Genomic DNA, 24332 nt, shown 5'->3' on the forward strand with positions numbered 1-24332 from the left:
GGCCGCCGCCCCGATAGCCAGCCAAAATCTTTCTCGACATGGTCCGGTGTCAAGGACCGCGTAAGCGGCCGGCGTAGCCGGCGGCCGCAGGCCGTCCTTGACTCCGGGGCAGGTCGAGAAGACCCTCGAAGTCGGGTCGGCGGCCCAGACCAACCCCGAAAAACCAGCCCTCAACGAATGCCAGACCGAGCCACGCAACTGAGTCACGAAGCCGAGTTATTCAACCGTCCGAGCAACCTCAGGCAGCTCGCCCGACTCACGCAACGAGTCGAGCAGATCCCCCGGCATGATCCAGATCGTGGCCAGCGGGAAGGGCCGCTCACGCAGCATCACCGCCCCGGTGACGAAAGACGGTTCGCCGGACGGGCAGGAGAAGACGATGTCGTCACCCCACTCCCACTCCCGCTCGACGACGGTGGGAAGCATCCACCACATCAGCCAGTTGCGCTCGGAGTTCATCGATGGAGGTCTGCGGGGGCAGTTGTCGTCATAGGCGACGACCGCGTCGGGGTGCTCGGCGAGGATCGAGCGGAGGTCGTCGATGACCGGGGTGGCGTGATCGAAGCGGTCGTGGAACTTGTCGGAGGCCACGTCGGCGACGGCGGAGGCGGTGGTGCCGAGCACCAGGACGAGCGCGGTCACGACCACCGAGCGCACCCGGTCGCCCGTCCATGAGCTTGGCCGTGGACTCACCCGCGAGACAGCGGCGAGGAGCGTCCAGATCGCCAGCGGCACCAGTGCGCACAGCGTCGCGATCAGCCAGAAGCGGTTGTCGTTGGTGAACGACGGGATCGGGCCGGGCTGCGGGAACTGGCCGTCCGGAAGCGCCCACCAGAACGTGATCGCACCCGGGATGTGGGCCGGTGTGGTGTAGGCCCAGGTGGGCGCGTCGGGGGCGACGACCAGGATGGTCACGAGAGAGATCCCGGCGGCGATCACCCACGTCGAGACGAGCACCGCCCGGGAGCGTACGGCCCGGATCGCCGCGCACACCCCGGCCAGCACGAGGACCGCGAAAACCGGGTCGATGTAGCGGCCGTAGATCCAGTAGTCGAAGCGTCGCCACTCCATGGTGAACAGCGCGTATTCGGTGCCCCAGTTCAGACAGCTGAGGACGTACATCGACCCGGCCGCGATCAGCACGAACCCGGCCGGGCCGACCTGCCGTGCACGGAGCTCCTTCCAGAACATCGCGGTCACCACCACCAGGCCGACGATCACGACGCCGAGGCTGCCGACCATCTGTGTCCAGGCCTCACCGGCGAAGGTGTTGACCCAGAACCGGGGGCTGGCCTCGAGGACCTTGTCGAGGAAACCCTGTGCCTGGATGAACTTCCACGGCACGAGCTGCGCGTGGAACCAGAGCGCGGCCTTGTTGGCGACCACGGCGAGCACACCCGTGGCGACGAGGCCGACGAGGCTGATCAGGGCGACCTGTCGTTTGCGAACCAGGAGGCTGTGGACGAGAAGACAGATCAACCACAGCGCGATCGCGGCGACGAAGACCTGCATCCGGGCGTGGGAGAAGAGCGAGAGACCGGCGAGCAGACTGAGCAGGAGTACGCCGCGGTAGGTGGGCTTCGCATGGAGCCGGAACGCGACCAGGGTCGCCACGACGACGAGCAGCGTGATCAGCCTCTCGGAGAGGATGTAGTCGGCCTGGATCGCCCGCGGCGGCAAGGCCATCACGGTGGCGGCCGCGACCACGCCCTGCGCAGGCGTGACACCGCTGAGCCGCACCGCGACCCGGGTGAGCGGCCAGATGGTCAGCATGCTGATCGCCAGCCCGACGACGATCGCCATCTTGTAGAAGGTGAACACGTTCGAGGTGACCAGCCACAACGGTGCCAGCAGCACGCCCCAGCCGGGGTAGTAGCCGGGGGTGTTCAGCTGTGGCGAGTCGAGTCCGAGGACGGTCCGTCCATGGATGACCGTGCCGATCTCGTCGTACATGAACGAGAGGTTGGAGCCCCAGGCGATGTAGACGTTGACCGCCAGTGCGACCACGACGGAGACGACAGCGGCGATGCGCCAGAACCGATCCACGCCGCGGAACATATACCCACCTCATAGGCTCTGCCGGGTGGACTCCCCGAAGCTGCCCATCCATCTGCGAATCACCCAGGATCCTCACGACCGCTCCGGCCACCTTCGCGCCGACGACGGTTGGGTCGAGAAGGCCTGGTCCGAGCAGACCACGAGAGTCCTGGTGGTCGCCGGCAACAGGGTCGAGCCGGCGGACGGGGCGCGGGTGCGGTGGCGTACCCCGGCGGCTTCTCCCGACGGGGTACGACTGCTCCTTGGCGACACCCCCGAAGGTGCCCGGTTCGCGGTGCTCACCGGCCGTGAGGAGGCCGGCGAGACTTGGCGGGACCTGCGGGGACTCTTCCCGGCGATGCTCGCCGACACGACCGAGGCGAGCTTCCTGATGCACGCGATCGGCCTGGCCGAGTGGCACCGGGCGACCCGGTTCTGCTCGCGCTGTGGTGGGAGCCTCGAGCCGCGCGCGGCCGGGCACGAGCTGGCCTGCGCGGAGGGACACTCGGTCTTTCCGCGCACCGACCCGGCGGTGATCATGCTGGTGACGACCGGTGAGCCCGGATCGGACGAGGAGCGTTGCCTGCTCGGCAACCACACCCGCTGGCCCGCGCCCAACTACTCCACGCTTGCCGGCTTCGTGGAGCCGGGCGAGTCGCTCGAGGACGCGGTCCGTCGCGAGGTCGCCGAGGAGGTCGGCGTACGCGTCGGGGAGGTCGACTACTTCGGCAACCAGCCCTGGCCGCTGCCGGCCAGCCTGATGCTCGGCTTCTTCGCACGGGCGGTGTCGACCGAAATCATGGTCGACCAGGACGAGATCCGGGAGGCGCGCTGGTTCACCCGCGCCGAGCTCGCCGCCGTCGCCGAGAGCGGCGAGATCAGGCTGCCCAGCGGCATCTCGATCAGCCGGTCGCTGATCGAGGCGTGGTACGGCGGCGAGCTCCCCGGATCGTGGTGATCGAGACGCGAAGGATCAGGCCAGGTCGGCGAGCTTCGCCTTGACCTGGGCGATCGACGGGTTGGTCATCGCGGTGCCGTCGGAGTAGACGAGGGTGGGGACGGTCTGGTTGCCGCCATTGACCTTCTCGACGATCTGGGCGGCCTCGGGGACCTGCTCGATGTCGACCTCGTCGAAGGTGATGTCCTCACGGCCGAGCTGTCCCTTGAGCCGCTGGCAGTATCCGCACCAGGGGGTGGTGTACATCGTGAAGCTGCTCATGGCTCTCCTCATCAAACGGGTCCTCATCGGACTGTCGGTGCCGACCCATAGTGTTGGCAACAAAGCCCTAACGTTCCCATGCCCAGGAGCCATTCCCAATTGAACCCCGTCGCTCCCACGACCCCCGAGTCCCTCCTCGCCGCGCTCGACCCAGAGCAACGCCGGGTGGCCGAGTCGCTACGGGGTCCGGTCCGGGTGTTGGCAGGCGCGGGGACCGGAAAGACCAGGGCGATCACCCACCGGATCGCCTACGGCGTCGCCACCGGGGTCTACGCGCCCCAGGAGGTCCTCGCGGTCACCTTCACCACCCGAGCCGCGGGGGAGATGCGGCAGCGACTGCGCACCATGGGCGCCGGTGCGGTGCAGGCTCGCACCTTCCACTCCGCCGCCCTGCGTCAGCTGCGGTTCTTCTGGCCCAAGGTCTACGGCACCGAGCTGCCCAACCTGACCGAGTCGAAGATCCCGCTCATCCGAGCCGCCGCCCAGCGCCAGCGGATCAACGTCGACCAGGCCCAGGCGCGTGATCTGGCCTCGGAGATCGAGTGGTCGAAGGTGTCCAACGTCCACCCCGACGACTACCCGAAGTCCGCCGAGACGAGGGGCCGAGAGGTCGGCGGGCTGACCCCGTCGATGGTGGGGCACATCTACGCGGCGTACGAGGACGTGAAACGCACCCAGGCGCGGATGGACATGGAGGACGTGCTCCTCCTGACCGCCGGTCTCCTCGAGCACGACGAGCGGGTCGCTGCGCAGGTCAGGCGGCAGTACAAGTGGTTCACCGTCGACGAGTTCCAGGACGTCTCGCCGCTGCAGTCGGCGCTGCTCGACCTCTGGCTGGGCGGACGCAACGAGATCTGTGTCGTCGGCGACCCTGCCCAGACGATCTACACCTTCGCCGGCGCCGACGCCGCCTACCTGCGTGACTTCCCGAAGAAGCACTCCGGCACCACCTCGGTCGAGCTGGTCCGCAACTACCGCTCCTCCCCGCAGGTGGTGATGGCCGCCAACAAGATCCTGGAAGGTACGCCGAGCGCCGGTGTCCAGCTGCAGGCGCAGCGCGACGCCGGGCCTGCCGTGGAGCATGTCGAGCAGCCCGACGAGGTGGCCGAGGCCGAGGGAGTCGCCGCCGAGCTCCTGCGCCTGCACCAGTCCGGCAAGCCCTACCACGAGATGGCGATCCTGTTCCGAATCAACGCCCAGTCGGAGGCCTACGAGGACGCTCTCACCGCGCGCCGGATCCCCTACGTCCTCCGAGGTGCCGCGAGGTTCTTCGACCGGCCCGAGGTCCGCGAGGCGGTGACCCGCATCCGCGGTGCGGCGCGTGGTGGCCAGGGAGCCGTCTTCGGTGACGAGCTACTGGAGTCGGTCCACGGCATCCTGGCCGGGATGGGCTGGACCTCCGAGCCACCGGAGGGCCGCGGCCAGACCCGTGACCGCTGGGAGTCCTGGCAGGCGCTGATCGACCAGGCGCGCACCTTCGCCGCGTCCGGCGGCGACCTGGCCGGTCTCGTCGCCGAGCTCGACCGCAGGGCGGCCGAGCAGCACGCACCGGTGCCGTCGGGGGTGACCCTGGCGACCTTCCACGCAGCCAAGGGGCTGGAGTGGGACTCGGTCTTCCTGGTCGGCCTCCAGGACGGAACGATGCCGTTCATCCTGCGCGGTGAGGAGCCGACCCCGGCCGAGATCGAGGAGGAGCGCCGGCTGCTCTACGTCGGTCTCACCCGGGCCCGGGTCGACCTGACCCTCTCCTGGGCGCTGGCCCGTCAGCCGGGTCAGGCTGCGCGACGTAGGCCGTCGCGGTTCCTCGACCCGCTGCGGCCGGCGCGGGCGACAGCGCCGGCGCGGCGCCCCGGGTCCGGCAAGGCGCGGATGTGCAAGTCCTGCGGCGGGCCGCTCGGCTCGGCGGCAGAGAAGCGGATGGGGCGTCACGAGGGCTGCGACGCGCCCTACGACGAGGAGCTCTACGGCCGGCTGAAGCAGTGGCGCAAGGAGACCGCCGAGGAGGCCCGCAAGCCGGCGTTCGTGATCTTCACCGACGCCACCCTGGAGCAGATCGCCGAGCAGAAGCCGGGCACGCTCCAGGATCTGCAGCGCATCGCCGGAATCGGCCGCAGCAAGGTGGAGACGTACGGCTCGGAAGTTCTTGATGTGATCGCCGCGAACAGCTGAAAAGGCTCCACGAAAATTACTCGAAATCAACCGGTTTAATCGTTTGCGGCTGACCTGTCCGGCCCGTTACTGTTCTTTCATCAAGTAAAGCCGCGCGCTGTTGAGCGCGCCCGATAGCCCCGAAGGAGGTGGCCCCAGTGAAGATCCACACGATCAAGACGCCGATCAATGGCATCGCCATGTCCGCGTGCGGCCACCCCGAGCTGTCGAGCCCGACCTGGGCCACCCCGGCTGCTGGTGCCTTTATGGGCGCCGGTTACGGCATGCGCGTCGAGGGACTCGTGTCCCCGCAGGCGGATGCCATCAAGGTCAAGTCCCACGGGATTCGAGCCTGGAGCTGTCCGGCTACGTAGAACCACGTAGCCACAGCAGCCTCCAGGCCGCGGAACCCGAAACCCGGGATCCGCGGCCTTTCTGTTTCTCAAAACCCGCGATCAGTCACAAAAGGAGGTGTACATATGACCAGCATTCTCGAGCCATCGGTGGTCGAGCCTGTCGAGGCCACTCTCGGCGTTCTCCACGACCGCGCCAACAGCTACGACGAGAACCTGCTGCCCTGCCGGGCCAACAACCCCGAGCTGTGGTTCGCCGAGTCGCCCGCCGACGTCGAGTTCGCCAAGACGCTCTGCGCGACCTGCCCCGTGCAGCCGCTCTGCCTCGCCGGCGCCCTCGACCGGCGTGAGCCTTGGGGTGTCTGGGGTGGCCAGCTGCTCCTGCAGGGGAAGGTGATCCCCCGCAAGCGGCCCCGTGGCCGGCCCCGCAAGGACGCCGCCTGAGCAGACGAACAACGCAAGCCGTTCAACGACGAAAGGCAACACCATGAACATGATCGTGCCGACCACGGGCCTCGAAGTCCGCTGACCGCCAGGAGACCGACAGACATGAACACCAACCGAGTACGGAGCACTCAGATGAACTTGCTTTACGAAGACCTGGCGCGCGCGCAAATGTCCGCGCGCCTGGGAGAGGCGCGTGAACTGCGGCGAGGACATGCCCTCGTCAAGGCCGCTCGCCTGGGCCGCAAGGCCGAGCGAGCCGCCGTCCAGGCGAAGCTGGCCCTTGCCCGCGCGCTGTAAGTCCCCGACGGGACACCGAACCTCACCCCTCTGATCGCGGGTGTGGAAGATGACCGGCCAGTCCGAGAAACCCTCGGACTGGCCGGTCCAGACATTTCGCCCCGGCTCGCTCAGAGGTCGGCGGCGATGATCCTCTCGATGTTGCGCTCGGCGAGGGCGGTGATCGTCACGAACGGGTTGACGCTCGTGTTTCCGGGGATGAGCGCACCGTCGATGACGTAGAGACCGTCGTAACCGTGCAGCCGGCCGTAGTTGTCGGTCGCCTTGTTCAAGATGGCGCCGCCGAGCGGGTGATAGGTCAGGTGGTCGCCCCAGATCTTGTTGACGCCGAACAGGTCGGTGCGGTAGATCGTCCCTTCCTTGCTGTTGATCTTGTCGAAGATCGTCTTCGCCATCGTGATGGAGTCCTGCTTCCAGGAGGTCTGCCACGACAGGTCGACGTTGCCGCTGGCCGAGTTGTAGCTGAACGCGGCCCGGCGCGGGCTCTTGGTGATCGCGAGATAGAAGGACGCGAACGTCTCGAGCCCTGCAGGCAGGGGAGCGACCTCCGCGAAGGCACCGCCGGCGTCCCAGTTGTCGATGCCCGAGCACGGGATCGTCGACTGTACGTCGCCGGTCGCGTCCCACATGTGGTTGGCGCGTCCGACCATGATGTTGCCGTTGTCGCCCCACCCCTGGCCGACCTCGCCGTTCAGCGCGGGCAGCGCGCCGGTCGACTTCATCTTCACCAGCAGCTTGCTGGTGCCGACGCTGCCGGCTGCGAAGAAGATCTTGCCGGCGTTGACGGTCTTGGTGGCCACGACATCGCCGGCCGTGTTGATCTGCTCGAGGACGACGTCGTAGCCGCCGGCCGCGGCCGGCCTGACCGAGGTGGCCCGGTGCAGCGCGGAGATCGAGACCCGCCCGGTGGCGGTGGCCTGTGCGAGATAGGTCTTCGGCAGGGTCTTCTTGCCGTGGTTGTTCCCGTAGAGGATCTCCTGACCGAGGGCCGACTTCGGGACGCTCCCGTTGTCCTCGGCCTCCATGTAGTCCCAGTCGTAGACGGCCGGGACGAACGTCCAGTCGAAGCCCGAGCGCTCGGCGTGCTTACGCCCCACCCGTGAGTACTGGTAGTACGACGTCCGCTCGAACCAGGCGGGATCGATCGTGCTGACGCCGAGGGCGGCATTGGCGCGAGGGTAGTAGGTGCCGTACATCTCCTCGGCGCTCACCGAGGGCAGGATGTCGGCGAAGTTCTGACGCTTCGGGGTGACCGCCATGCCGCCGTTGACGAGCGAGCCGCCGCCGACGCCACGCCCCTGGTAGACGGAGATCCCGGCGAAGTCCTCGGCGTCCAGGATGCCGGCGTACTTCGGAACCGCCTTGTCGATGGGGAACCCCAGGAAGTTGCTGAGCGGCTGTTTGGTTCGAGTGCGCATCCAGAAGGAGCGGTAGTCCGGGCTGGAGACCTTCGGGTGGATCTTGCCGTCCGGCCCAGGCGGGACCGTGGACCAGTCCTGGCCCATCTCGACCATGTGGACGTCGACGCCCGCCTGGGCCAGTCGCAGCGCCGCGACGGAGCCGCCGTACCCGGTGCCGATGACCAGCACCGGGACCCGTGCGCCGTTGCCGATCGACGATGCCGAGGCTGCCCACGTCGGGCTGGTTCCGAATGCTCCTCCCAGCATTCCGACCCCGGCGAGCGATCCTGCGCCGAGCACGAATCCTCGGCGTGACAGACCTCGCGGCCCGTCCTCTCTTGGTGTGTTGCTCATGATGACCTCCCTTTTCCATCACTGATTGCTAGAACATGTTCTAGTATGCCGGTGGGGGTGTCAGGGGTTTCGCAACATTCACGCTGACCGACAAGGAGATCGCATGGTCACCGCATGCGTTTGGGGCACAGGAAACATCGGTCGACTCGCCATCCGGGCGATCGACGCACATCCAGGTCTCGAGCTGGCGAGCGTCCTCGTCCATGACCCCGAGAAGGTCGGCCGCGACGCGGGCGATCTCGGGGAGCTCGGCCGCGACCTGGGCGTCGCCGCGACCGCCGACATCGACTCCGTGCTCGCGTCCCGCCCGCAGGCGGTGGTGTACGCCGCGTCCGGCGACATCCGTCCTGACGAGGCCCTCGCCGACATCGTGCGAGCGCTCGGGACCGGAGCGGTGGTCGTCACGCCGGCCCTCTACGCCCTCTACGACCAGCGCAACGCGCCGCCGGAGATGCGCGAGCCGGTGCTGGCCGCGATCGCCGATGGCGGCGGGTCCCTCTTCGTCTCGGGCGTCGACCCGGGCTGGGCGAACGACGTGCTGCCGCTGCTCGTCAGCGGCCTGGGCAGCACCGTGGACGTCGTCCGGTGCCAGGAGATCTTCGACTACTCCACCTACGACCAGCCCGACTCGGTCCGCTACCTCGTGGGCATGGGACAGCCGATGGACTACGACGTCCCGATGCTCGCCGAAACGGTGCCGACCATGGTGTGGGGCGGCCAGGTCCGGCTGCTGGCCAGGGCGCTCGAGGTCGAGCTCGACGAGGTCCGGGAGACCGTCGAGCGACTCCCGCTCGACGAGACCGTGACCACGGCATCGATGGGCGACTTCGAGAAGGGCACCCAGGGCGCGGTGCGCTTCGAGGTCCAGGGCATCGTCGACGGCGAGCCGCTCATCGTCGTCGAGCACGTCACCCGCATCCACCCGTCCTGCGCTCCGCACTGGCCCACGCCGCCCGACGGCGACGGCGCCCACCGGGTGATCATCGAGGGTGACCCTCGGATCGAGGTGACGGTCGAGGCGACCGACAAGACCGGCAACAGAGCGGCGGGCGGCAACGCCACCGCCGTCGGTCGGCTCGTCGGGGCGATCGAGTGGCTCATCGACGCAGGCCCCGGTCTCTACGACGCGCTGGACGTGCCGCTGCGTCCGGCGACCGGCAGACTCGGCGCGGCCAAGGCCGCCCAGGAAGGTGTGACCGCATGATCATCGACGTCCCCGACGGACGGGACCCGATCGAGTACGTCTGGGGCGAGATGGTCCCCGGGATCGGTCCGGCTGCTGCCGGTCTCTCGCTCGCGGTCTACGAGCACACCACGCTCGGGCTTCGCGAGTTCGAAGCCGCCCGGCTGCGGATCGCGCAGATCAACGGATGTGTCTTCTGTCTCGACTGGCGCACCGAACGCGACGGCGAGACGGTGGAGGAGTCGTTCGCCGAGGCGGTCGAGGAGTGGCGTACGACGGGCGCCTTCGACGACCGCACCCGGCTCGCGGCCGAGTTCGCGGAACGCTATGCGAACGACCACCACGGCATCGACCAGTCCTTCTGGGACCGGATGTCGGCCCACTACACCGACGCCGAGATCGTCGAGCTGAGCATGTGCCTGGGGTCGTGGCTGGCGTTCGGTCGGCTCAACCACGTCCTGGGCCTCGACACCGCCTGCGTCCTGCCGTCCCACAGGTAACCCGGATCTGACATCCAGGAGACGCAGAATTTCGGTGTTGTGCCCGCGGAACCGCGGGATCTCGACCTATCGTTGAGCCATGAAGACCTGCGATTTCTGCGGATGCTACGAGGCCGACCCCAAGCGTCTCCTGGCATGGACCACCGCGGTTGAGCGTGGGCGCGCGAAGTCGTTCTGCGAGGCCTGCTCGCGTCGTCACGTGCGCTCCATGGAAGCCAAGCTCGACTCCGACTGGTGGGCCTAGGGCTTCACCAGTCGGACTCGCTCACATCCGCTTCGGCGCCTCGATCCCGAGGAGCCCGAGGCCTGTTGACAGCACCCGCCGGGTCGCCTCGCACAACCCCAGCCGGGTCTCTCTGACCTCGCCCTCCGCCTTCAGCACCGGACAGCTCTCGTAGAACGCCGTCAACGCGGTCGCCAGGCCATAGAGGTACGCAGTCAGGTGATGCGGCTCCAAGGTGTCGGCGACCTTGGCGACCACCGGCGCGAAGCCGGCCAGCTCCAGCGCGAGCCGCTGCTCGGCCGGGTGGTGCGGGGTGCCGGTGGCGTACGTCTGCTGGGGCGCCTGCCCGAGGATGCTGCACACCCGGGCGTGGGCGTACTGCAGATACGGGCCGGTCTCACCGGTGGTGGCCGACATCCTGGCGAGGTCGAAGACGTAGTCGCGGGCGAGATGATTGGAGAGGTCGGCGTACTTCACGGCGGCGTTGGCAACCATGCGGACGACCTCGGGGCCGGCATAGCTGGCCGCGGCTGCCTCCTCAGCGGCGTCCAGCAGCGCGGTGAGCGTGACCGTCTCGCCCGAGCGGGTCTTGAAGGGCCGACCGTCGGGGCCCAGAACGGTCCCGAAGCCGATGTGCTGGACCTCCACCGAGTCGGGCAGCCAGCCGGCGGCGCGAGCGACTGCGAAGACCATCTCGAAGTGCTGGCTCTGCCGGTGGTCGACGATGTAGACGACCCGGTCGACGGCGAGGTCGTCGACACGGTGCCGGATCGTGGCGAGGTCGGTGGCCGCGTAGCCGAACCCACCGTCGGACTTCCGCACGATCAGCGGCAGCGGGGCGCCGTCGCGGCCGGTGAAGCCGTCGGGGTAGACGACCTGCGCGCCGGCCGACTCGGTCAGCAGCCCCAATGCGTCGAGGTCGTCGACGCATTGGGGGAGCCGGTCGTTGTAACGGCTCTCGCCGTCGAAGTCGTCGGCGGTCAGGAGTACGCCGAGCCGGCCGTAGACGGCGTCGAACTCCGTCATCGAGGCGTCGACCAGCGCCTGCCACAGGGCGAGCGTGGTCGGTTCGCCGGACTGCAGCGCCACCACCCGCCGCCTGGCGGAGTCGGCGAAACCCGGATCGTCGTCGAAGCGCGCCTTGGCCCGCTGGTAGAGCGCGAGCAGCTCGGCCATGTCCAGGCCTGACACCGCCGCCGGGTCGCGGAGACCCTCCCCGAGCAGCTCCTCGACCAGCATGCCGAACTGTGTTCCCCAGTCACCGAGGTGGTTCTGCCGGACGACCTCGTGGCCGGCACAGGTCAGCACCCGTGCCAGCGAGTCGCCGATGACGGTCGAACGCAGGTGTCCGACGTGCATCTGCTTGGCGACGTTGGGGGAGGAGTAGTCCACGACGACCCGCTTCGGGCTCTCGGGAGCGGGTACGCCCAGGTGCGGGTCGGTGAGCAGGTCCCGGACGACCGCGCCGAGGACGTCGGGGGACCAGGTGAGGTTGATGAACCCGGCGCCGGCCAGCTCGAGGGTGCCCAGCCCGCTGAGGTCCACGGCGTCGATGAGGCGGGCGCCGACGTCCCGCGGTGGCAGACCGAGGGGGCCGGCCAGTCGCAGCGGGAGGTTGGACTGGAGGTGCCCGAACTCGGGCCGGGTGGCCGGCCGCAGCTCGGGGTCGATGCCGGCGTAGGTGTCGCCGAAGCAGATGACGACGGCGTCTTGCAGGTGTGCGGACAGGGCGAGGGTGTGCTCGTGCACGAGTGGTCCTAGGAGGTGAAGAGGGCAGGCTGACGCGAAGGCGGGGTCAGAGACCCGAGCCTCGTCGTCGCAGCGCGCTCTTCGTGACCATGTCCGCAAGGGTGCCGGAGGTCCGACCCCCGGTCAAGCCGGTTCGCCGTCCTCCGCGCCCGCTGCGGCGATCAGGTCCCAGGCGCAGCCGCAGTAAGGGTGCCGAAGCCACGGCCGGATCGTGGGCGCGTCGTCACGGGTGAGGATCACCGTCGTCGACCACGAGGCCGGTGAGCGTCCGGCGAGGTAGGTGCGGGCGTCGCGTACGGCCCAGGAGAGCGCGAGAGACCGCAGCAACGCATCGCTGGGCACCTCGATGCCGACGAGCTGGCTCACGACCACGGCACGCCGGGCGTCCTCCTCGGCGAGGGCTGCGTCGACGCACCGTAGGCATGCGGTGACACCGGGCACGACCAGCGGGCCCACCGTCCAGGTGTCGGGGCCGCTCTCGACGACGAGGTGTGCCCGTCCGCCACGCACCATCTCGTCGGCGCGCTCGCGATCCAGCGGTCCCTCGGAGAGGAGCACGACGATGCCCGGGTCGCTCGGCGTCGGCGCCGGCCCGAGCAGTGCCCGAGCGGCCGAGACCATCGCGGGCGGCCCGTCGAAGGCGACCCGTGGCGGCGGCTCCTCGCCGTCCGCGTCCGCCAGCAGACCGGCGTTGCCGAGCTGTTGCATCGCGTGCCGCCCCGGCAGGTGGTCGGGCTCGACGGCCCTTCCGGCGACGAGGTCGGTCAGCAGGCGGCGTATCTCCACACCGTCCTGCACGATCGCCCGTCGTGGCGGGTCGATGCCGATCTGGAGTCGGGAATCATCACGTCGTACGGCCACATACCCCGGCCGAATCCGGTAGCGCGTGCTCATACCGGGAGTCTCACATCGGCTCAGGATCCTTGCATCGACAATCCACCTGGCCTGTGGATAACTCTTGAAATGCGACAGCGGCGCCGCCCGGACATGCCGGGGACGCCGCCGCGTGGGCTCAGGATGAACTGAGTGGAGTATCTCGACCCGCGGTCGCGACTTCGCAAGCTCAGCCGCTCGCTCGCTCGATCCCTTCGCGTTGCGACTCCGCTCCTTCGTCGCGGAGTCGCAGGCTCAGGCTTTGCCCAAGATGCGGTTCAGGTTGGTGCTGCAGACGGGGCAGACGGCCTTGGCCATCTTGGTGCCCTTGTCGTTCACCCGAATCTCACCGGTCGCCTCGCGCTTCTCCTTGCACTTCACGCAGTAGAACTCGCCGCTCCAGGTCTCCGCCATGACGGCCTCCTTGCCTCGATGTAACTGGTCGTCGCGACGGGGTGGTCAGGGAAGCCCGTCGGAAGCTCGCCATGGCGAGCCGCTTCGACCCTACGACACACGACGCTCGCGGCGGCAACACGGGCTATCGAGCGAGTCTCGGCGTGTTGGCGTGATACCGCGGGATTCGGGGCTTTCGAGGGAGTATCGAAGGTGCTCGCGACTGCGGTGCAGAGAGTCGTCGTCGCGGAGCCGAGTCGCTGGAAATATGGAGGGACCCCCGGTGCCTGGATCGTCCTTCGCCTTCCCCTTGCGAAGGCCGTCCGGCGGCGCCGGGGGTCCCACTGATATCGAACCTAAAGAGGATGGCGGGGCACGTCAACGTCCCACTCCGCGATCCTTGTGGACAAGATGTGGAGAACCCGGCTTTGCTTGGGGACATCCGGTGGATGACACGTCCGTTCCTGTGAGTAACCATGGATGCGGATGGAGAATGTTGAGTGGAATCAAGACCTTGACCTGGGAAAATCATTCTCGACCTGCTGTGGAGGAGAAAATAGTTGGAGGAAGATTTGGTAGGCGAGGCGTTGTCACCCGTCGCGGCCCTGCGTCGGATCGCGTTCCTGCTCGAGCGCGGTCGCGAGGACACCTACAAGGTGAAGGCCTTCCGCGCCGCGGCGGCAGCGATCCTTCCCCTCTCCGACGACGACATCCGCCGTCGGTCGGACGAAGGCACCCTGACCGAGCTGAGCGGGGTCGGTGCGAGCACGGCCAAGGTCATCGCCGAGGCGGCGCGCGGCGAGGTTCCGCAGCGGCTGCGGGACACCGAGCAGGCGCACGGCGGGTCGCTGACCTCTGATGGCGCCGGGGACGGGCTGCGGAGCCGGATCCGTGGCGATCTGCACAGTCACTCCGACTGGTCCGACGGTGGGTCGCCGATCGAGGAGATGGCCTTCACCGCGATCGAGCTCGGCCATGACTACCTCGTGCTCACCGACCACAGCCCGCGCCTGACCATCGCGAACGGTCTCAGCGTCGCCCGCCTGGAGCGCCAGCTCGGCGTGGTCGACGCGGTCAACGACCATCTCGCCGGACACGGGTTCACCCTGCTGAAGGGCATCGAGGTCGACATCCTCGACGACGGCAGCCTCGACCAGACCGACGAGATGCTCGACAAGCTCGAGCTCCGGGTCGCGAGCGTCCACTCCAAGCTCAAGATGGAGAAGGAGCAGATGACCAGGCGCATGGTCACGGCGGTCTCCACGACCCGGATGAACGTGCTCGGCCACTGCACCGGCCGACTGGTCACCGGAAACCGAGGCACCCGGCCCGGCAGCCAGTTCGACGCCCGCAAGGTCTTCGAGGCATGTGCCGAGCACCAGGTCGCGGTCGAGATCAACTCCCGGCCCGAGCGGAGAGACCCGCCGACCAAGCTCCTCGAGCTCGCTCGCGACATCGGCTGCCTCTTCTCGATCGACTCGGACGCGCACGCTCCGGGTCAGCTCGACTTCCTCGTCCTGGGGTGCGAACGAGCCGAAGCGGCGGGTATCGAAGAGGAACGGATCGTCAACACCTGGCCGCGGGACCGCCTGCTGGCCTGGGCGAACAGGTAGTTTTTTGTCCTATGGACGGCCCGGAGATCGAGGTGCGACGCAGCAAGCGGCGTCGGCGTACGGTCTCTGCCTACCGTGACGGCGACCGCATCATCGTGATGATCCCGGCCGCGATGTCGCAGCGGGAGGAGTCCGAGTGGGTCGAGCAGATGGTCGCCCGGCTGGAGAAGGCCGAGCGGCGCCGCAAGCCCAGCGACGACGACCTGATGCGGCGCTCCGTCGCCCTGAGCGACCAGTACTTCGGCGGTCTGGCCAAGCCGGACTCCGTACGCTGGGTCGACAACCAGAACAGCCGCTGGGGCTCCTGCACCCCGGGAGACCGCTCGATCCGGCTCAGCGACCGGCTGCGTGGCATGCCGGCCTGGGTCATCGACTACGTGCTCGTCCATGAGCTCGCCCACCTCTTCGAGGCCAAGCACAACGACGCCTTCTGGGCCTGGGTCGACCGCTACCCCCAGGCCGAGCGCGCCAAGGGCTACCTGGCCGGCTGGTCCGCGGCGGCCAAGCTTCCCGCCCCTCCGGGGGAGGACGACGACGTCGAAGAGATTGACTGACCGACGGCGTAGGTGAGCGCGACCGTGCCGAGACTCGTCGAGGCGATGTCCTCGAGCCGCAGCGAGCACGGCAGCGGCAGATCACCGAAGAGTCGCTTGCCAGCACCGAGCAGCAACGGATGCAGGAACAGCTGCAGCTCGTCGACGAGTCCGGCACTCATCAGCTGACGGACGAGGTTGCCGCTCCCGAGCGCCACGATGATGCCCTTCCCTTCGGCCTTGAGACCTGCGACTGCCTCGATGACGTCTCCCTCGATCGCGCTGGCACCGCTCCAGGACAGGTCGTCGAGCGTGCGGGTCGCGACGTGCTTCGGGGCTGAGTTGAGGCTCGCTGCCATGGGGTTCGTGTCGGGCTGGGTCGGCCAGAACTCCGCCATCTTCTGGTAGGTCCGCCGTCCCATGACGTACGCCGAGGTCTGCGCACCGACCTCGGGGGAGAGGACCTCCCCGAGCGCGGCGCCGTAGGGCGCGCCCCACCCGCCGTGCTCGAATCCACCGTCTCGGTCCTCGTCCGGGGAGCCCAGCCCCTGCATCACGCCGTCAACGCTCAAGAACTCAACGATCGCAAGTTTTCGCATGTCCATAGCCTGCGCCTTTCTCGAATCGTCTGGCTTGAACGAAATCGACCGGCGATCATCGGTATATGACCGGCGTGACCCGCGAAATCGTGCGCCTGCCCACCCACCCTGGTCTGCGGGGTCTGGTGGCGGGCGTCGTCGGCTTCCGTGAACAGTCGGCCACGCCGCTCGAACGGCGCCAGCCCGCGGGGACCCTGCTTCCGCTGGTCCTTTCCTTCGGGGACCCGTCGAGATCGTCGACGTCGCCGCGGGGGAAGGCGTCGGGACGTACGAGTCGTTCCTGTCCGGGTTCATGCCCGGGCCGGTCTCGACCCGGTCCGGCCGTAACCATGCGTGCGTGCAGGTCTATCTGACGCCGCTCGGCGTCTCCCAGCTGCTCGTTGTCCCGGGTCGTGAGGTGGCCGGCAGGGTGATCGCGGTCGAGGACCTGATCCCCCAGCTCGGGCCGTCCTTCTCGGAGCAGCTCGCAGAGGCCGGGACCTGGCGACCGAGGTTCGACCTGGTGCAGTCCGCTCTGCTGGCGCGGGCCGGTGGCCCGGCCGACCCGCTGGTGGCCTGGCTGTGGGACCGGATCACCGAGTCCGGAGGTCAGGTCCGCATCCGGGAGCTCGTGGCCGAGACCGGATGGAGTCACCGATACGTCACGACCTGTTTCCAGCGCGCGGTCGGGCTCACTCCGAAGGCAGCTGCCGGTGTCGTACGTTTCGAACGCGCCGCCTCCGACCTCGGCACCCTCCCGGTCGCAGAGGTCGCCGTCCGTCACGGCTATGCCGACCAGAGTCACCTGACCCGCGACGCCGTCAGATACGCCGGCGAGCCGCCCGCCACGCTCGCGGTCAGCCGCCGGCCGACCGCTCACACCGCACTCGGGAGGACTCCGGGTTAGCGACGCGCCTGGGCGAGCTTGATGAGCTCGAGGAGGTTCTCCTCGGGGTCTGGGATGGCGTCGACCGGCCACCAACGCACGTCCAGCGACTCCTCGCTCACCTCCGGAGCCGCACCGGCGGGGGCGAGGGCCACGAAGCGTACGTCGAGATGGTGGACGTCACCGGACGGCGCGCAGAAGGGGACCGGGTGCTCGGAGAGCTGGACGATGCCGGGCAGCGGCTCCAGGTCGGGCACACCCGACTCCTCGCGCAGCTCTCGGGCGGCCGCGGCCCACAGCGTCGGGTCCCCCTGCTCGAGGTGACCACCGAACTGGAACCAGCGCCGGGCCTTGCGGTGGTGGGTGAGCAGGACCTGCGAGCCGTCCTCGGAGACCACCAGGCACGAGGCCGTCAGGTGGTCGGGGACGCACGGCTTGAAGACCCCGTCAGGGTTCGCCTCGAGGTGGGCGACATAGCGCTGCCGCAGAGCCTCCTGCGAGTCGGACGGCGCTGCCCACGCTCGCAGCAGCGCGAGCGCGTCGGCGTGCAGACTCACGCAGCCACGTCCGTTGCGCAAGCGCCAGGGTACGGACCCGGCGGCGTGTTGCGCTTGTGGTTCGCTCGCTGGCGCTCGCTCACTCCTTCGAGTCTCCGCTGGCGTCGCTGCTTCCGTCGCCACCGAGCAGCTTCTTGAGCTCCTCGTCGAAGTCGATCGCCTCGACGTCGGGAGCCTCGGCGCCCTCGCGGAAGCCGAGCGGGTCGTCCAGGTCGGCCGAGGTGGGCAGCAGCGCCGGGGACATCCAGACGCCGTCGCGGGCCTCGATGCCCTGCCGGGTGCGCAGCGAGCCCCACAGCGCGGCCGCGTCCCGCAGCCGCCGCGGTCGCAGCTCCAGGCCGACCAGGGTCGCGAAGGTCTGCTCGGCCGGACCGCCGGCAGCCCGGCGGCGGCGTACGGCCTCCTGCAGCTGTGTGGCAACCGGCATCTTGTCGGCGGTGGCCAGGGCGACGACCTCGTCGACCCAGCCCTCGACGAGCGCCAGCACGATCTCGAGCCGCTCCAGCGCGGCCTTCTGCACCGGCGAGTCGGGCACCTCGAACATGCCCTCCTCGAACATGTTCTGCAGTTGCGTGGGGTCCTGCATCGTGGAGAGGTCGAGGCCGCGCATCTGCTCCTCGATCCGCTGCTGCATGGCCTCCATGTTCAGCTCCACGCCCTGCGCGTAGTCGGTGACGGCGGCGACGACATGGTCGCGCAGCCACGGCACGCCCGCGAAGAGCCGCTGATGGGCCGCCTCGCGCAGCGCCAGGAAGAGCAGCACGTCGTCGGTGCTGACGCCCAGTCCCTCGGCGAAGGGCTCGACATTGACCGGCAGCAGCGCGGCCTGACCGAGCTCGGCGAGCGGGATGCCGATGTCGGAGACCGAGATGACCTCGCCGGCGAGATGGCCGAGGCCGGTGCCGGCCTGGTTCGCGTACAACGCGCCCATCGCTTTGCCGACGAACCCGATCATCGGGCCCATCTGGGCCTTCATCTCCTCGGGGAGCTGACCGCTCATCGCGCTCGCCGTGGAGGCCGCGACCGGCTCGATCAGCGGCTTCCACGCGTCCAGCGTGTTGACCAGCCACTCCGCCTTCGACCAGGCGGTGGCGGACTTCACGCCGGCGGGGAAGGAGGTGGTCTCCTCCAGCCAGTGGTCGGCCAGCTGGATCGCGTCGGCGACCGCGTCCTTCTGTCGCTGAGAAGGCGTCGGGTCGGGTGTGGATGCGGCGACCTTGCGGGCAAGGTCCATCGCGACGTCCCAGTTCAGTGGGCCGTCATAGGGCTGTAGCAGCGACTGGATCTGACCGAAGATCTGGCTCAGGTCAGGCATGCCGCCGGGGCCACCACCGACGCCGCCGATCGGGAAACCACCGAAGAACGCTTCAAAGGGCGTGCCCTTGAACGGGTTCTCCGGCTCCTCCGGCTCGTCGGGGCCACCTGGGGTCTGACTCATGTCTCCAGCCTACGCGGTTACGGAAGCCCAACGTCGGCAAGGACTAGTCTGTATCTCATGGCTGAACCTAAGAAGGGTGCCGTGAAGCTCCTCGACATCCGGCAGACCCCGCTCGACGTCACCGAGGTGATGGACGCACTCGACGACGACGCTTCCGGCGGGGTGACCCTCTTCGTCGGTCGCGTACGTGACCACGACGGCGGCAAGGGCGTGACTGGGCTCGATTATCAGGCCCACCCGACCGCCCTCGCGCGCTTGACGGAGGTCGCCGAGAAGGTGGCCGCCGACCACGGCGTCGCGGGTGTCGCCGCCGTCCACCGCACCGGCCACCTCGACATCGGTGACATCGCGGTCATCGTCGCCACCGCCTCCGGCCACCGCGGCGAGGCCTTCGCTGCGTCCCGCGATCTCATCGACACTCTCAAGGCCGAGGTCCCGATCTGGAAGCACCAGGTCTTCGCCGACGGCACGGACGAGTGGGTCGGCGCGCCCTGATGCGCGCTGTTGGCGACACCAAATAGCATTGCTGATCGTGGACATCCTGCTCTGGCTCGTACCCTCCGCGGTCATCACCGTGCTGGCGATGGCCTGGGTCGCCTTCCTGGGGCGCGAGGGGCGCGAGGAGGACCGGGAAGAGGTCGTCCGCCGCCTCGGCATCGCGCTGGAGAAGACCAAGACCCGCGAGCGCTCGAAGAAGTACGCAGCGCCCCAGCCGCCGCCCGACAGGTCGACCGGGCTCGCGGTCCGTGTCAACCGCGATGCCTCCTAGGCTCCGGGGTCTGAACGAAGTGGCCCCGAGCTTGTCGAGACCCACCCTCGTTCACCTGTTTGTCCCGGATGAGAAGGTGACGCTATGACGCAGCGCACCCTGGCGGGTCTCATCGCCCTGCCGCTCGTCGTCGCCCTGATCGTGATCGCCTGGGTGGTTCCGCTGCCTTTCACGATCTACAGCCCTGGGCCGACGGTGAACGTCCTGGGCGAGTTCGACGGCAAGGACATCGTCCAGGTCGAGGGTCACAAGACCTACGACGACGAGGGACAGCTGCGGATGACCACGGTCTCCGAGACCACCCGCGAGGCCAGGCTCGGACTGTGGACCCTGCTGGGTGCGTGGATGAGCGACACCGAGGCGGTCTACCCGCGCGAGGTCGCCTACCCGAACCAGGGCACCGTCGAGGACGACCGTGAAGCCGGGCAGGTGCAGATGGCCAGCGCCCAGGATGCGGCGATCGCGGCGGCTCTGACCCAGCTCGGTGAGGACGTCGACGAGGTCTCGGTCGCCGAGGTGGCCAAGGACGCGCCCGCAACCGGCAAGCTGAAGGCCGACGACGTGGTCACCAAGGTCGGCGACAAGGCGGTCGACACCCCTCAAGAGGTCGTCACCGAGGTGCAGAAGGTCGAGCCCGGAGACACGGTCGAGATGACCGTCGAGCGCGACGGCAAGAAGCGCACCGAGACCGTCAAGACCGGTGAGAAGGACGGCAAGGCCTACATCGGCGTCTCGCTGGGGGCGACCTACGAGTTCCCCTACGACATCAAGATCACCCTCGACCCGGCCATCGGCGGGCCGAGCGCGGGACTGATGATGGCGCTCTCCGTCTACGACACCCTCACCGAGGATCCGCTGACCGACGAGCGGAAGATCGCCGGCACCGGCACCATCGACGGTGACGGCAACGTCGGCCCGATCGGCGGGATCCAACAGAAGATCCCGGGTGCGGCCGAGGACGGAGCCGAGCTCTTCCTGGTGCCCGCCGGCAACTGCCAAGACGTCGAGGGCGCCGCGAACGGTGACATGCGCCTGACCCGTGTGGAGACTCTCGATGACGCCATCGAGGCAATCGAAACCTGGACCGAGGACCCCAATGCCAAGCTGCCGACCTGTGGGAGCACGAAGTGAACGACACCCCTGAGCCCACGCCTGAGCCCATGCCCGAGCTCAGCCGCGGACTCGATCTGGAGACCGACCCCGCGCTGGCCACGGCCGTCCTCGAGATCGAGACCCACGTCGCCGGCGAGGGGTGGGACGGACCGGCGAGGCTCTTCGCGCTCGTCGACACCGCCGCGCTGGTCGAGGCCGAGCCCGCGCTCGCCACGATGATGGGCCTGGACGCTCCCGACCAGGACGGGTCGCTGACCCCGATCGAGCAGGATCAGATCCCGGTGACGACCCAGCTGGAGGAGGTCCTCCAGACGACCGCTTGGCCGCAAGGCGTCACCGGCTGCGCCGCGGTCGTCGAGCGTCTGGTGCTGCCGCCCGACGCCGACGGCAAGATCCCCGAGGACGCCGAGGCGGCCGCGGAGTTCGCGAAGGCACACCCAGACCGGCAAGAGGTACGCATCGTGGCCGGCGCGACACGTGCTGGTGCCACGTACTGTGCGCTGAGGTTGAAGGCGCACGACGACGACCAGTCGGTCATCGGCGGTGTTGACCTGGTCCCGGAGCTGCTCCAACTGCTGCGTGTCACTCTTGAGGAGAACCCAGACAGCGAGGCTGACGCATGAGTCTGTTTGACGACGACGACCCGGCGCAGGCGCCGGCGCGCACCCAGAGCACCGGTCGCAACCGCTGGCTGGCGATCGCGGCCGTTTCGGTCATCGTGCTCTTCTTCAGCATCAGCGCCTTCGCGGCGATCTACACCGACGCGCTGTGGTACGACGCGATCGACTTCAGCAGCGTCTTCGGCACGGTCTTCTGGACGCGGACGGCGCTCTTCGTCATCTTCGGTGTCCTGATGGCGATCATGATCGGGTTGCCCGCGGCGCTCGCCTACCGCACCCGCCCCTACTTCCACCCGGCCGACGACATCGGCGGCCTGGACCGCTACCGCGACGCGATCGCCCCGATCCGCACCTGGCTGCTGATCGGCATCGCCGGCGTCTCGGGGATCTTCGCCGGGTTCTCCGGCTCGGGTCAGTGGCGCACGTACCTGATGTGGCGCCACGGGCGCGACTTCGACAAGAAGGACCCGTTCTTCAGCAAGGACGTCGGCTTCTACATCTTCGATCTGCCGTGGTTGCACTACCTGGTCAACTTCGCCCTGACCGGGCTGATCCTCGGCACCATCGGCGCGATGGTCGTCCACTACGTCTACGGCGGGATCCGGCTCACCGCGCAGCGCGACCGGTTCACCAGCTCGGCGCAGGTCCAGCTCAGTGCCATGTTCGGCCTGATCCTGCTTGTCAAGGGGCTCGACTACTGGGTCGACCGCTACGACCTGGTCAACGGTTCGGGCCCTCGCCTGGACGGGATGACCTACACCGACGAGAACGCGGTGCTCCCGGCCAACCAGATCCTGCTCGCGATCGCGGTGATCTGCGGGATCCTCTTCATCCTGAACATGTGGCGACGCAGCTGGCAGCTGCCCTCGATCGCGATCTCGCTGTTCGTGATCTCGGTGCTGCTGATCGGCATGATCTGGCCCGCGGTCGTGCAGGGCTTCCAGGTCCGGCCGAGCGAGCAGGACAAGGAGAAGCCCTACCTGGCGGCCAACATCAAGGCCACCCAGGAGGCCTACGGCATCGCCGAGGACGACCTCGAGATGACCAAGTACGGCTCGCAGGCTGAGGCCGACGGCGCTTCGCCCGAAAAGCTCGACGAGACCGCCTCGTCGCTGCCGATCGTCGATTCCACGGTCGTCCACCGTGAGTTCGAGCAGGTCCAGCAGGGCCGCTCCTACTACTCGGTGCACGAGCCGCTCGACATCTCGACCTACGAGGTCGGCGGCAAGGAGCGGGCGGTCGTGCTCGGCGTGCGCGAGCTCAACCAGGCCGGCATCTCCGACTCCGACCGCACCTGGACCAACCTGCACACGGTCTACACCCACTCCAACGGCGTGATCGCCGCCTACGCCAACATGCGTGGCGCCGATGACGAGACCGAGTCGAACCAGATGCAGTGGGCCGAGGGCGACCGCACCGGCCAGCACGACCTGACCTCGGGTCAGGAAGACTTCCAGGACAAGGTCTACTTCGGCGAGGACTCGCCGGAGTACTCCATCGTCGGCAAGGTCGCCGACGGCGCCGCTCGCGAGCTCGACTACAACTCCGAGGACGGCGAGACCCGGACGACGTACGAAGGCTCCGGCGGGGTCCCGATCGGGTCCAACTTCCGCCAGCTGATGTACGCCATCCAGTTCGGTTCCACGAACTTCCTGCTCTCCTCGAGCGTCAACGAGAACTCCGAGATCCTCTACGACCGCTCTCCGAAGGAGCGGGTGCAGAAGGTCGCGCCGTGGCTGACGCTCGACGACGACGTCTATCCGGTGATCGTGGGCGGGCGGATCCAGTGGGTGGTCGACGGCTACACCACCACCGACCGCTACCCGCAGTCGGCGAGCGACTCGTTCGCGTCGATGACCGACGACGCCACCCAGTCCTCGACCGGGGTGCAGACGCTGCCCACCGACGAGATCAACTACATGCGCAACGCGGTGAAGGCCACCGTGGACGCCTACGACGGCACGGTCACCCTCTACGAGTGGGACGAGGAGGACCCGATCCTGCAGACCTGGCAGGCGGCCTTCCCCGGCACCGTGATGCCGAAGTCGTCGATCCCGAAGGAGCTGATGGAGCACCTTCGCTACCCCGAGGACCTCTACAAGGTGCAGCGCTACCAGTTGGCGCGCTACCACGTCTCCGACCCGGACGTCTTCTTCTCCGGCAACGAGCGCTGGGCTGTACCCGAGGACCCGAACGACGACAACCACCAGCAGACGCCTTACCGGATGTTCCTCGACGACGGCTCGGGGACGGCTCGCTGGTCGCTCACCTCGGCCTTCGTGCCCTACAACCGCCCCAACCTGGCGGCGATGATGTCGGTCGACTCGGACGCCACCTCGAAGAACTACGGGAAGATCCGGATCACCACCGGCTTCCCCGAGGACACCCAGGGTCCGGGCATGGTCTCCAACGAGTTCCGTACGGACAAGGCGATCGCCGACGAGGTCGCCTCGTTCAACCGCTCCGGCTCGGCACCGGTCTGGGGCCAGGTGATCACGTACCCGACGGCAAAGGACGGCATCCTGTACGTCGAGCCGATCTATGCCCGCCGGGCGACCGCCTCGACCTCCGGCTACGCCCAGCTCGCCTTCGTGCTGGTCTCCTACGACGGCCGGGTCGGCTACGGCTCGACGTTGAACGAGGCCCTCGAGGTCGCGCTGACCGGCGCCGCACCGACGCCGCCGTCGACCACGGATCCCGAGGACGAGGAACCGGCTGAGACCGAGCCACCCTCATCCGGTGACTCACCGGGCGAGGTCGGCCAGCTCCTCGAAGATGCTCGCACCCTGTTCGCCCAGGCGGACGAGGCCGGCAAGTCCGGCGACTACGCCGAGCGCGAGCGGCTCATCGCCGAGGCGCAGGACAAGGTCGACCAGGCCGCCGACCTGATCGCTGGCGGCTGACGCCGGCGGCCGGTGGTCGAGCCTGTGCCGGTGGTCGAGCTTGTCGAGACCTCCCCACGCTCTTGGGCGTGGGGAGGTCCTGCATAGGGGAGGAGCTCCGATACACCTCCCCGATTTGGGATCCGTTTCCCCCGCATGTAACGTTG

General features: G+C 68.4%; 25 protein-coding genes. 16 read left to right on the forward strand and 9 right to left on the reverse strand.

Translation table 11 applies throughout. The features are described from left to right. Nucleotides 1–216 precede the first annotated feature (216 nt). Nucleotides 217–2058 (reverse strand): hypothetical protein, encoded by a 1842-nt coding sequence (locus tag H5T77_RS06560; protein WP_292646643.1) that lies wholly within the window; start codon nt 2056–2058, stop codon nt 217–219. Between the two features lie 25 nt (nt 2059–2083). Between H5T77_RS06560 and nudC the strand changes: the two genes are divergently transcribed. Further along, complete coding sequence (gene nudC, locus H5T77_RS06565; protein WP_292646646.1) at nt 2084–2995, forward strand: NAD(+) diphosphatase; 912 nt, start codon at nt 2084–2086, stop codon at nt 2993–2995. Between the two features lie 15 nt (nt 2996–3010). Here nudC and H5T77_RS06570 read toward each other — a convergent pair whose 3' ends face one another. After that, nucleotides 3011–3256: a mycoredoxin gene (locus H5T77_RS06570; protein WP_292646649.1), complete on the reverse strand. Its 246-nt coding sequence runs from the start codon at nt 3254–3256 to the stop codon at nt 3011–3013. A gap of 99 nt (nt 3257–3355) precedes the next feature. Here H5T77_RS06570 and H5T77_RS06575 point away from each other — a divergent pair, with 99 nt between their 5' ends. The 4 genes from H5T77_RS06575 (at nt 3356) to H5T77_RS06590 (ending at nt 6501) form a co-directional block, all read left to right on the forward strand. Beyond that, complete coding sequence (locus tag H5T77_RS06575) at nt 3356–5425, forward strand: ATP-dependent DNA helicase UvrD2 (RefSeq protein WP_292646651.1); 2070 nt, start codon at nt 3356–3358, stop codon at nt 5423–5425. A gap of 137 nt (nt 5426–5562) precedes the next feature. Beyond that, nucleotides 5563–5778, forward strand: a complete 216-nt coding sequence (locus tag H5T77_RS06580) for a hypothetical protein (RefSeq protein WP_292646654.1) — start codon at nt 5563–5565, stop codon at nt 5776–5778. Between the two features lie 105 nt (nt 5779–5883). Then, nucleotides 5884–6201, forward strand: coding sequence for a WhiB family transcriptional regulator (locus H5T77_RS06585; protein ID WP_292646656.1), 318 nt, complete (start codon nt 5884–5886; stop codon nt 6199–6201). 135 nt (nt 6202–6336) lie between these two features. Then, nucleotides 6337–6501, forward strand: coding sequence for a hypothetical protein (locus H5T77_RS06590; protein ID WP_229788002.1), 165 nt, complete (start codon nt 6337–6339; stop codon nt 6499–6501). Between the two features lie 110 nt (nt 6502–6611). Here H5T77_RS06590 and H5T77_RS06595 read toward each other — a convergent pair whose 3' ends face one another. Further along, nucleotides 6612–8255 (reverse strand): GMC oxidoreductase, encoded by a 1644-nt coding sequence (locus H5T77_RS06595; RefSeq protein ID WP_292646664.1) that lies wholly within the window; start codon nt 8253–8255, stop codon nt 6612–6614. A 103-nt stretch (nt 8256–8358) separates the two neighbouring features. Between H5T77_RS06595 and H5T77_RS06600 the strand changes: the two genes are divergently transcribed. From H5T77_RS06600 to H5T77_RS06610, 3 genes are all read left to right on the forward strand, one after another. Next, the gene (locus tag H5T77_RS06600; protein ID WP_292646666.1) at nt 8359–9459 is read left to right on the forward strand and encodes an NAD(P)H-dependent amine dehydrogenase family protein; all 1101 of its coding nucleotides are present in this window, start codon (nt 8359–8361) and stop codon (nt 9457–9459) included. Continuing rightward, on the forward strand, nt 9456–9938 hold the full coding sequence (locus tag H5T77_RS06605; RefSeq protein WP_292646668.1) for a carboxymuconolactone decarboxylase family protein: 483 nt from the start codon (nt 9456–9458) through the stop codon (nt 9936–9938). Before H5T77_RS06600 ends, H5T77_RS06605 begins: the two co-directional genes overlap by 4 nt. A 79-nt stretch (nt 9939–10017) precedes the next feature. Further along, the gene (locus tag H5T77_RS06610) at nt 10018–10182 is read left to right on the forward strand and encodes a hypothetical protein (protein ID WP_292646670.1); all 165 of its coding nucleotides are present in this window, start codon (nt 10018–10020) and stop codon (nt 10180–10182) included. A gap of 21 nt (nt 10183–10203) precedes the next feature. Here the strand turns inward: H5T77_RS06610 and argS are convergent, their stop codons facing one another. From argS to H5T77_RS06625, 3 genes are all read right to left on the reverse strand, one after another. After that, nucleotides 10204–11877 (reverse strand): arginine--tRNA ligase, encoded by a 1674-nt coding sequence (gene argS / locus H5T77_RS06615; protein WP_292646819.1) that lies wholly within the window; start codon nt 11875–11877, stop codon nt 10204–10206. Between the two features lie 156 nt (nt 11878–12033). Continuing rightward, complete coding sequence (locus H5T77_RS06620; RefSeq protein ID WP_292646672.1) at nt 12034–12804, reverse strand: hypothetical protein; 771 nt, start codon at nt 12802–12804, stop codon at nt 12034–12036. 234 nt (nt 12805–13038) lie between these two features. Further along, complete coding sequence (locus H5T77_RS06625) at nt 13039–13197, reverse strand: DUF5679 domain-containing protein (protein ID WP_091051197.1); 159 nt, start codon at nt 13195–13197, stop codon at nt 13039–13041. Nucleotides 13198–13736: 539 nt separating this feature from the next. Here H5T77_RS06625 and H5T77_RS06630 point away from each other — a divergent pair. Both H5T77_RS06630 and H5T77_RS06635 read left to right on the forward strand, forming a co-directional pair. Next, nucleotides 13737–14789 carry a PHP domain-containing protein gene (locus H5T77_RS06630; RefSeq protein ID WP_292646681.1) on the forward strand — a complete coding sequence of 351 codons (1053 nt, stop codon included), beginning with the start codon at nt 13737–13739 and terminating at the stop codon, nt 14787–14789. Nucleotides 14790–14800: 11 nt separating this feature from the next. Beyond that, nucleotides 14801–15343: a M48 metallopeptidase family protein gene (locus H5T77_RS06635; protein ID WP_292646684.1), complete on the forward strand. Its 543-nt coding sequence runs from the start codon at nt 14801–14803 to the stop codon at nt 15341–15343. Here the strand turns inward: H5T77_RS06635 and H5T77_RS06640 are convergent. Beyond that, nucleotides 15265–15894, reverse strand: a complete 630-nt coding sequence (locus H5T77_RS06640) for a dihydrofolate reductase family protein (protein ID WP_292646687.1) — start codon at nt 15892–15894, stop codon at nt 15265–15267. The two genes, H5T77_RS06635 and H5T77_RS06640, sit on opposite strands and share 79 nt — an antisense overlap. Before the next feature lie 364 nt (nt 15895–16258). On the opposite strand from H5T77_RS06640, the gene H5T77_RS06645 reads away from it, so the two are divergent. Next, nucleotides 16259–16807 (forward strand): AraC family transcriptional regulator, encoded by a 549-nt coding sequence (locus tag H5T77_RS06645; protein ID WP_292646689.1) that lies wholly within the window; start codon nt 16259–16261, stop codon nt 16805–16807. Here H5T77_RS06645 and H5T77_RS06650 read toward each other — a convergent pair. Beyond that, nucleotides 16804–17343: an NUDIX hydrolase gene (locus tag H5T77_RS06650; RefSeq protein ID WP_292646691.1), complete on the reverse strand. Its 540-nt coding sequence runs from the start codon at nt 17341–17343 to the stop codon at nt 16804–16806. The two genes, H5T77_RS06645 and H5T77_RS06650, sit on opposite strands and share 4 nt — an antisense overlap. Nucleotides 17344–17422: 79 nt before the next feature. After that, nucleotides 17423–18781 carry a zinc-dependent metalloprotease gene (locus tag H5T77_RS06655; RefSeq protein ID WP_292646693.1) on the reverse strand — a complete coding sequence of 453 codons (1359 nt, stop codon included), beginning with the start codon at nt 18779–18781 and terminating at the stop codon, nt 17423–17425. Nucleotides 18782–18838: 57 nt separating this feature from the next. Between H5T77_RS06655 and H5T77_RS06660 the strand changes: the two genes are divergently transcribed. The 5 genes from H5T77_RS06660 to H5T77_RS06680 all read left to right on the forward strand — a co-directional run bounded on the left by H5T77_RS06660 (nt 18839) and on the right by H5T77_RS06680 (nt 24186). Then, nucleotides 18839–19276 carry a molybdenum cofactor biosynthesis protein MoaE gene (locus H5T77_RS06660; RefSeq protein WP_292646696.1) on the forward strand — a complete coding sequence of 146 codons (438 nt, stop codon included), beginning with the start codon at nt 18839–18841 and terminating at the stop codon, nt 19274–19276. Between the two features lie 37 nt (nt 19277–19313). After that, entirely contained in the window at nt 19314–19550 is a 237-nt protein-coding gene (locus H5T77_RS06665) for a hypothetical protein (RefSeq protein ID WP_179659494.1), read from the forward strand. An 84-nt stretch (nt 19551–19634) separates the two neighbouring features. Beyond that, complete coding sequence (locus H5T77_RS06670) at nt 19635–20681, forward strand: YlbL family protein (protein ID WP_292646703.1); 1047 nt, start codon at nt 19635–19637, stop codon at nt 20679–20681. Then, nucleotides 20678–21286: a PPA1309 family protein gene (locus H5T77_RS06675; protein ID WP_292646705.1), complete on the forward strand. Its 609-nt coding sequence runs from the start codon at nt 20678–20680 to the stop codon at nt 21284–21286. The genes H5T77_RS06670 and H5T77_RS06675 overlap by 4 nt, the downstream gene beginning before the upstream one ends. Next, complete coding sequence (locus tag H5T77_RS06680) at nt 21283–24186, forward strand: UPF0182 family membrane protein (RefSeq protein ID WP_292646707.1); 2904 nt, start codon at nt 21283–21285, stop codon at nt 24184–24186. Before H5T77_RS06675 ends, H5T77_RS06680 begins: the two co-directional genes overlap by 4 nt. The last annotated feature ends 146 nt before the right edge of the window (nt 24187–24332 follow it).

The sequence above is a fragment of the Nocardioides sp. genome, from assembly GCF_014360585.1.
Taxonomy (GTDB): Bacteria; Actinomycetota; Actinomycetes; order Propionibacteriales; family Nocardioidaceae; genus Nocardioides.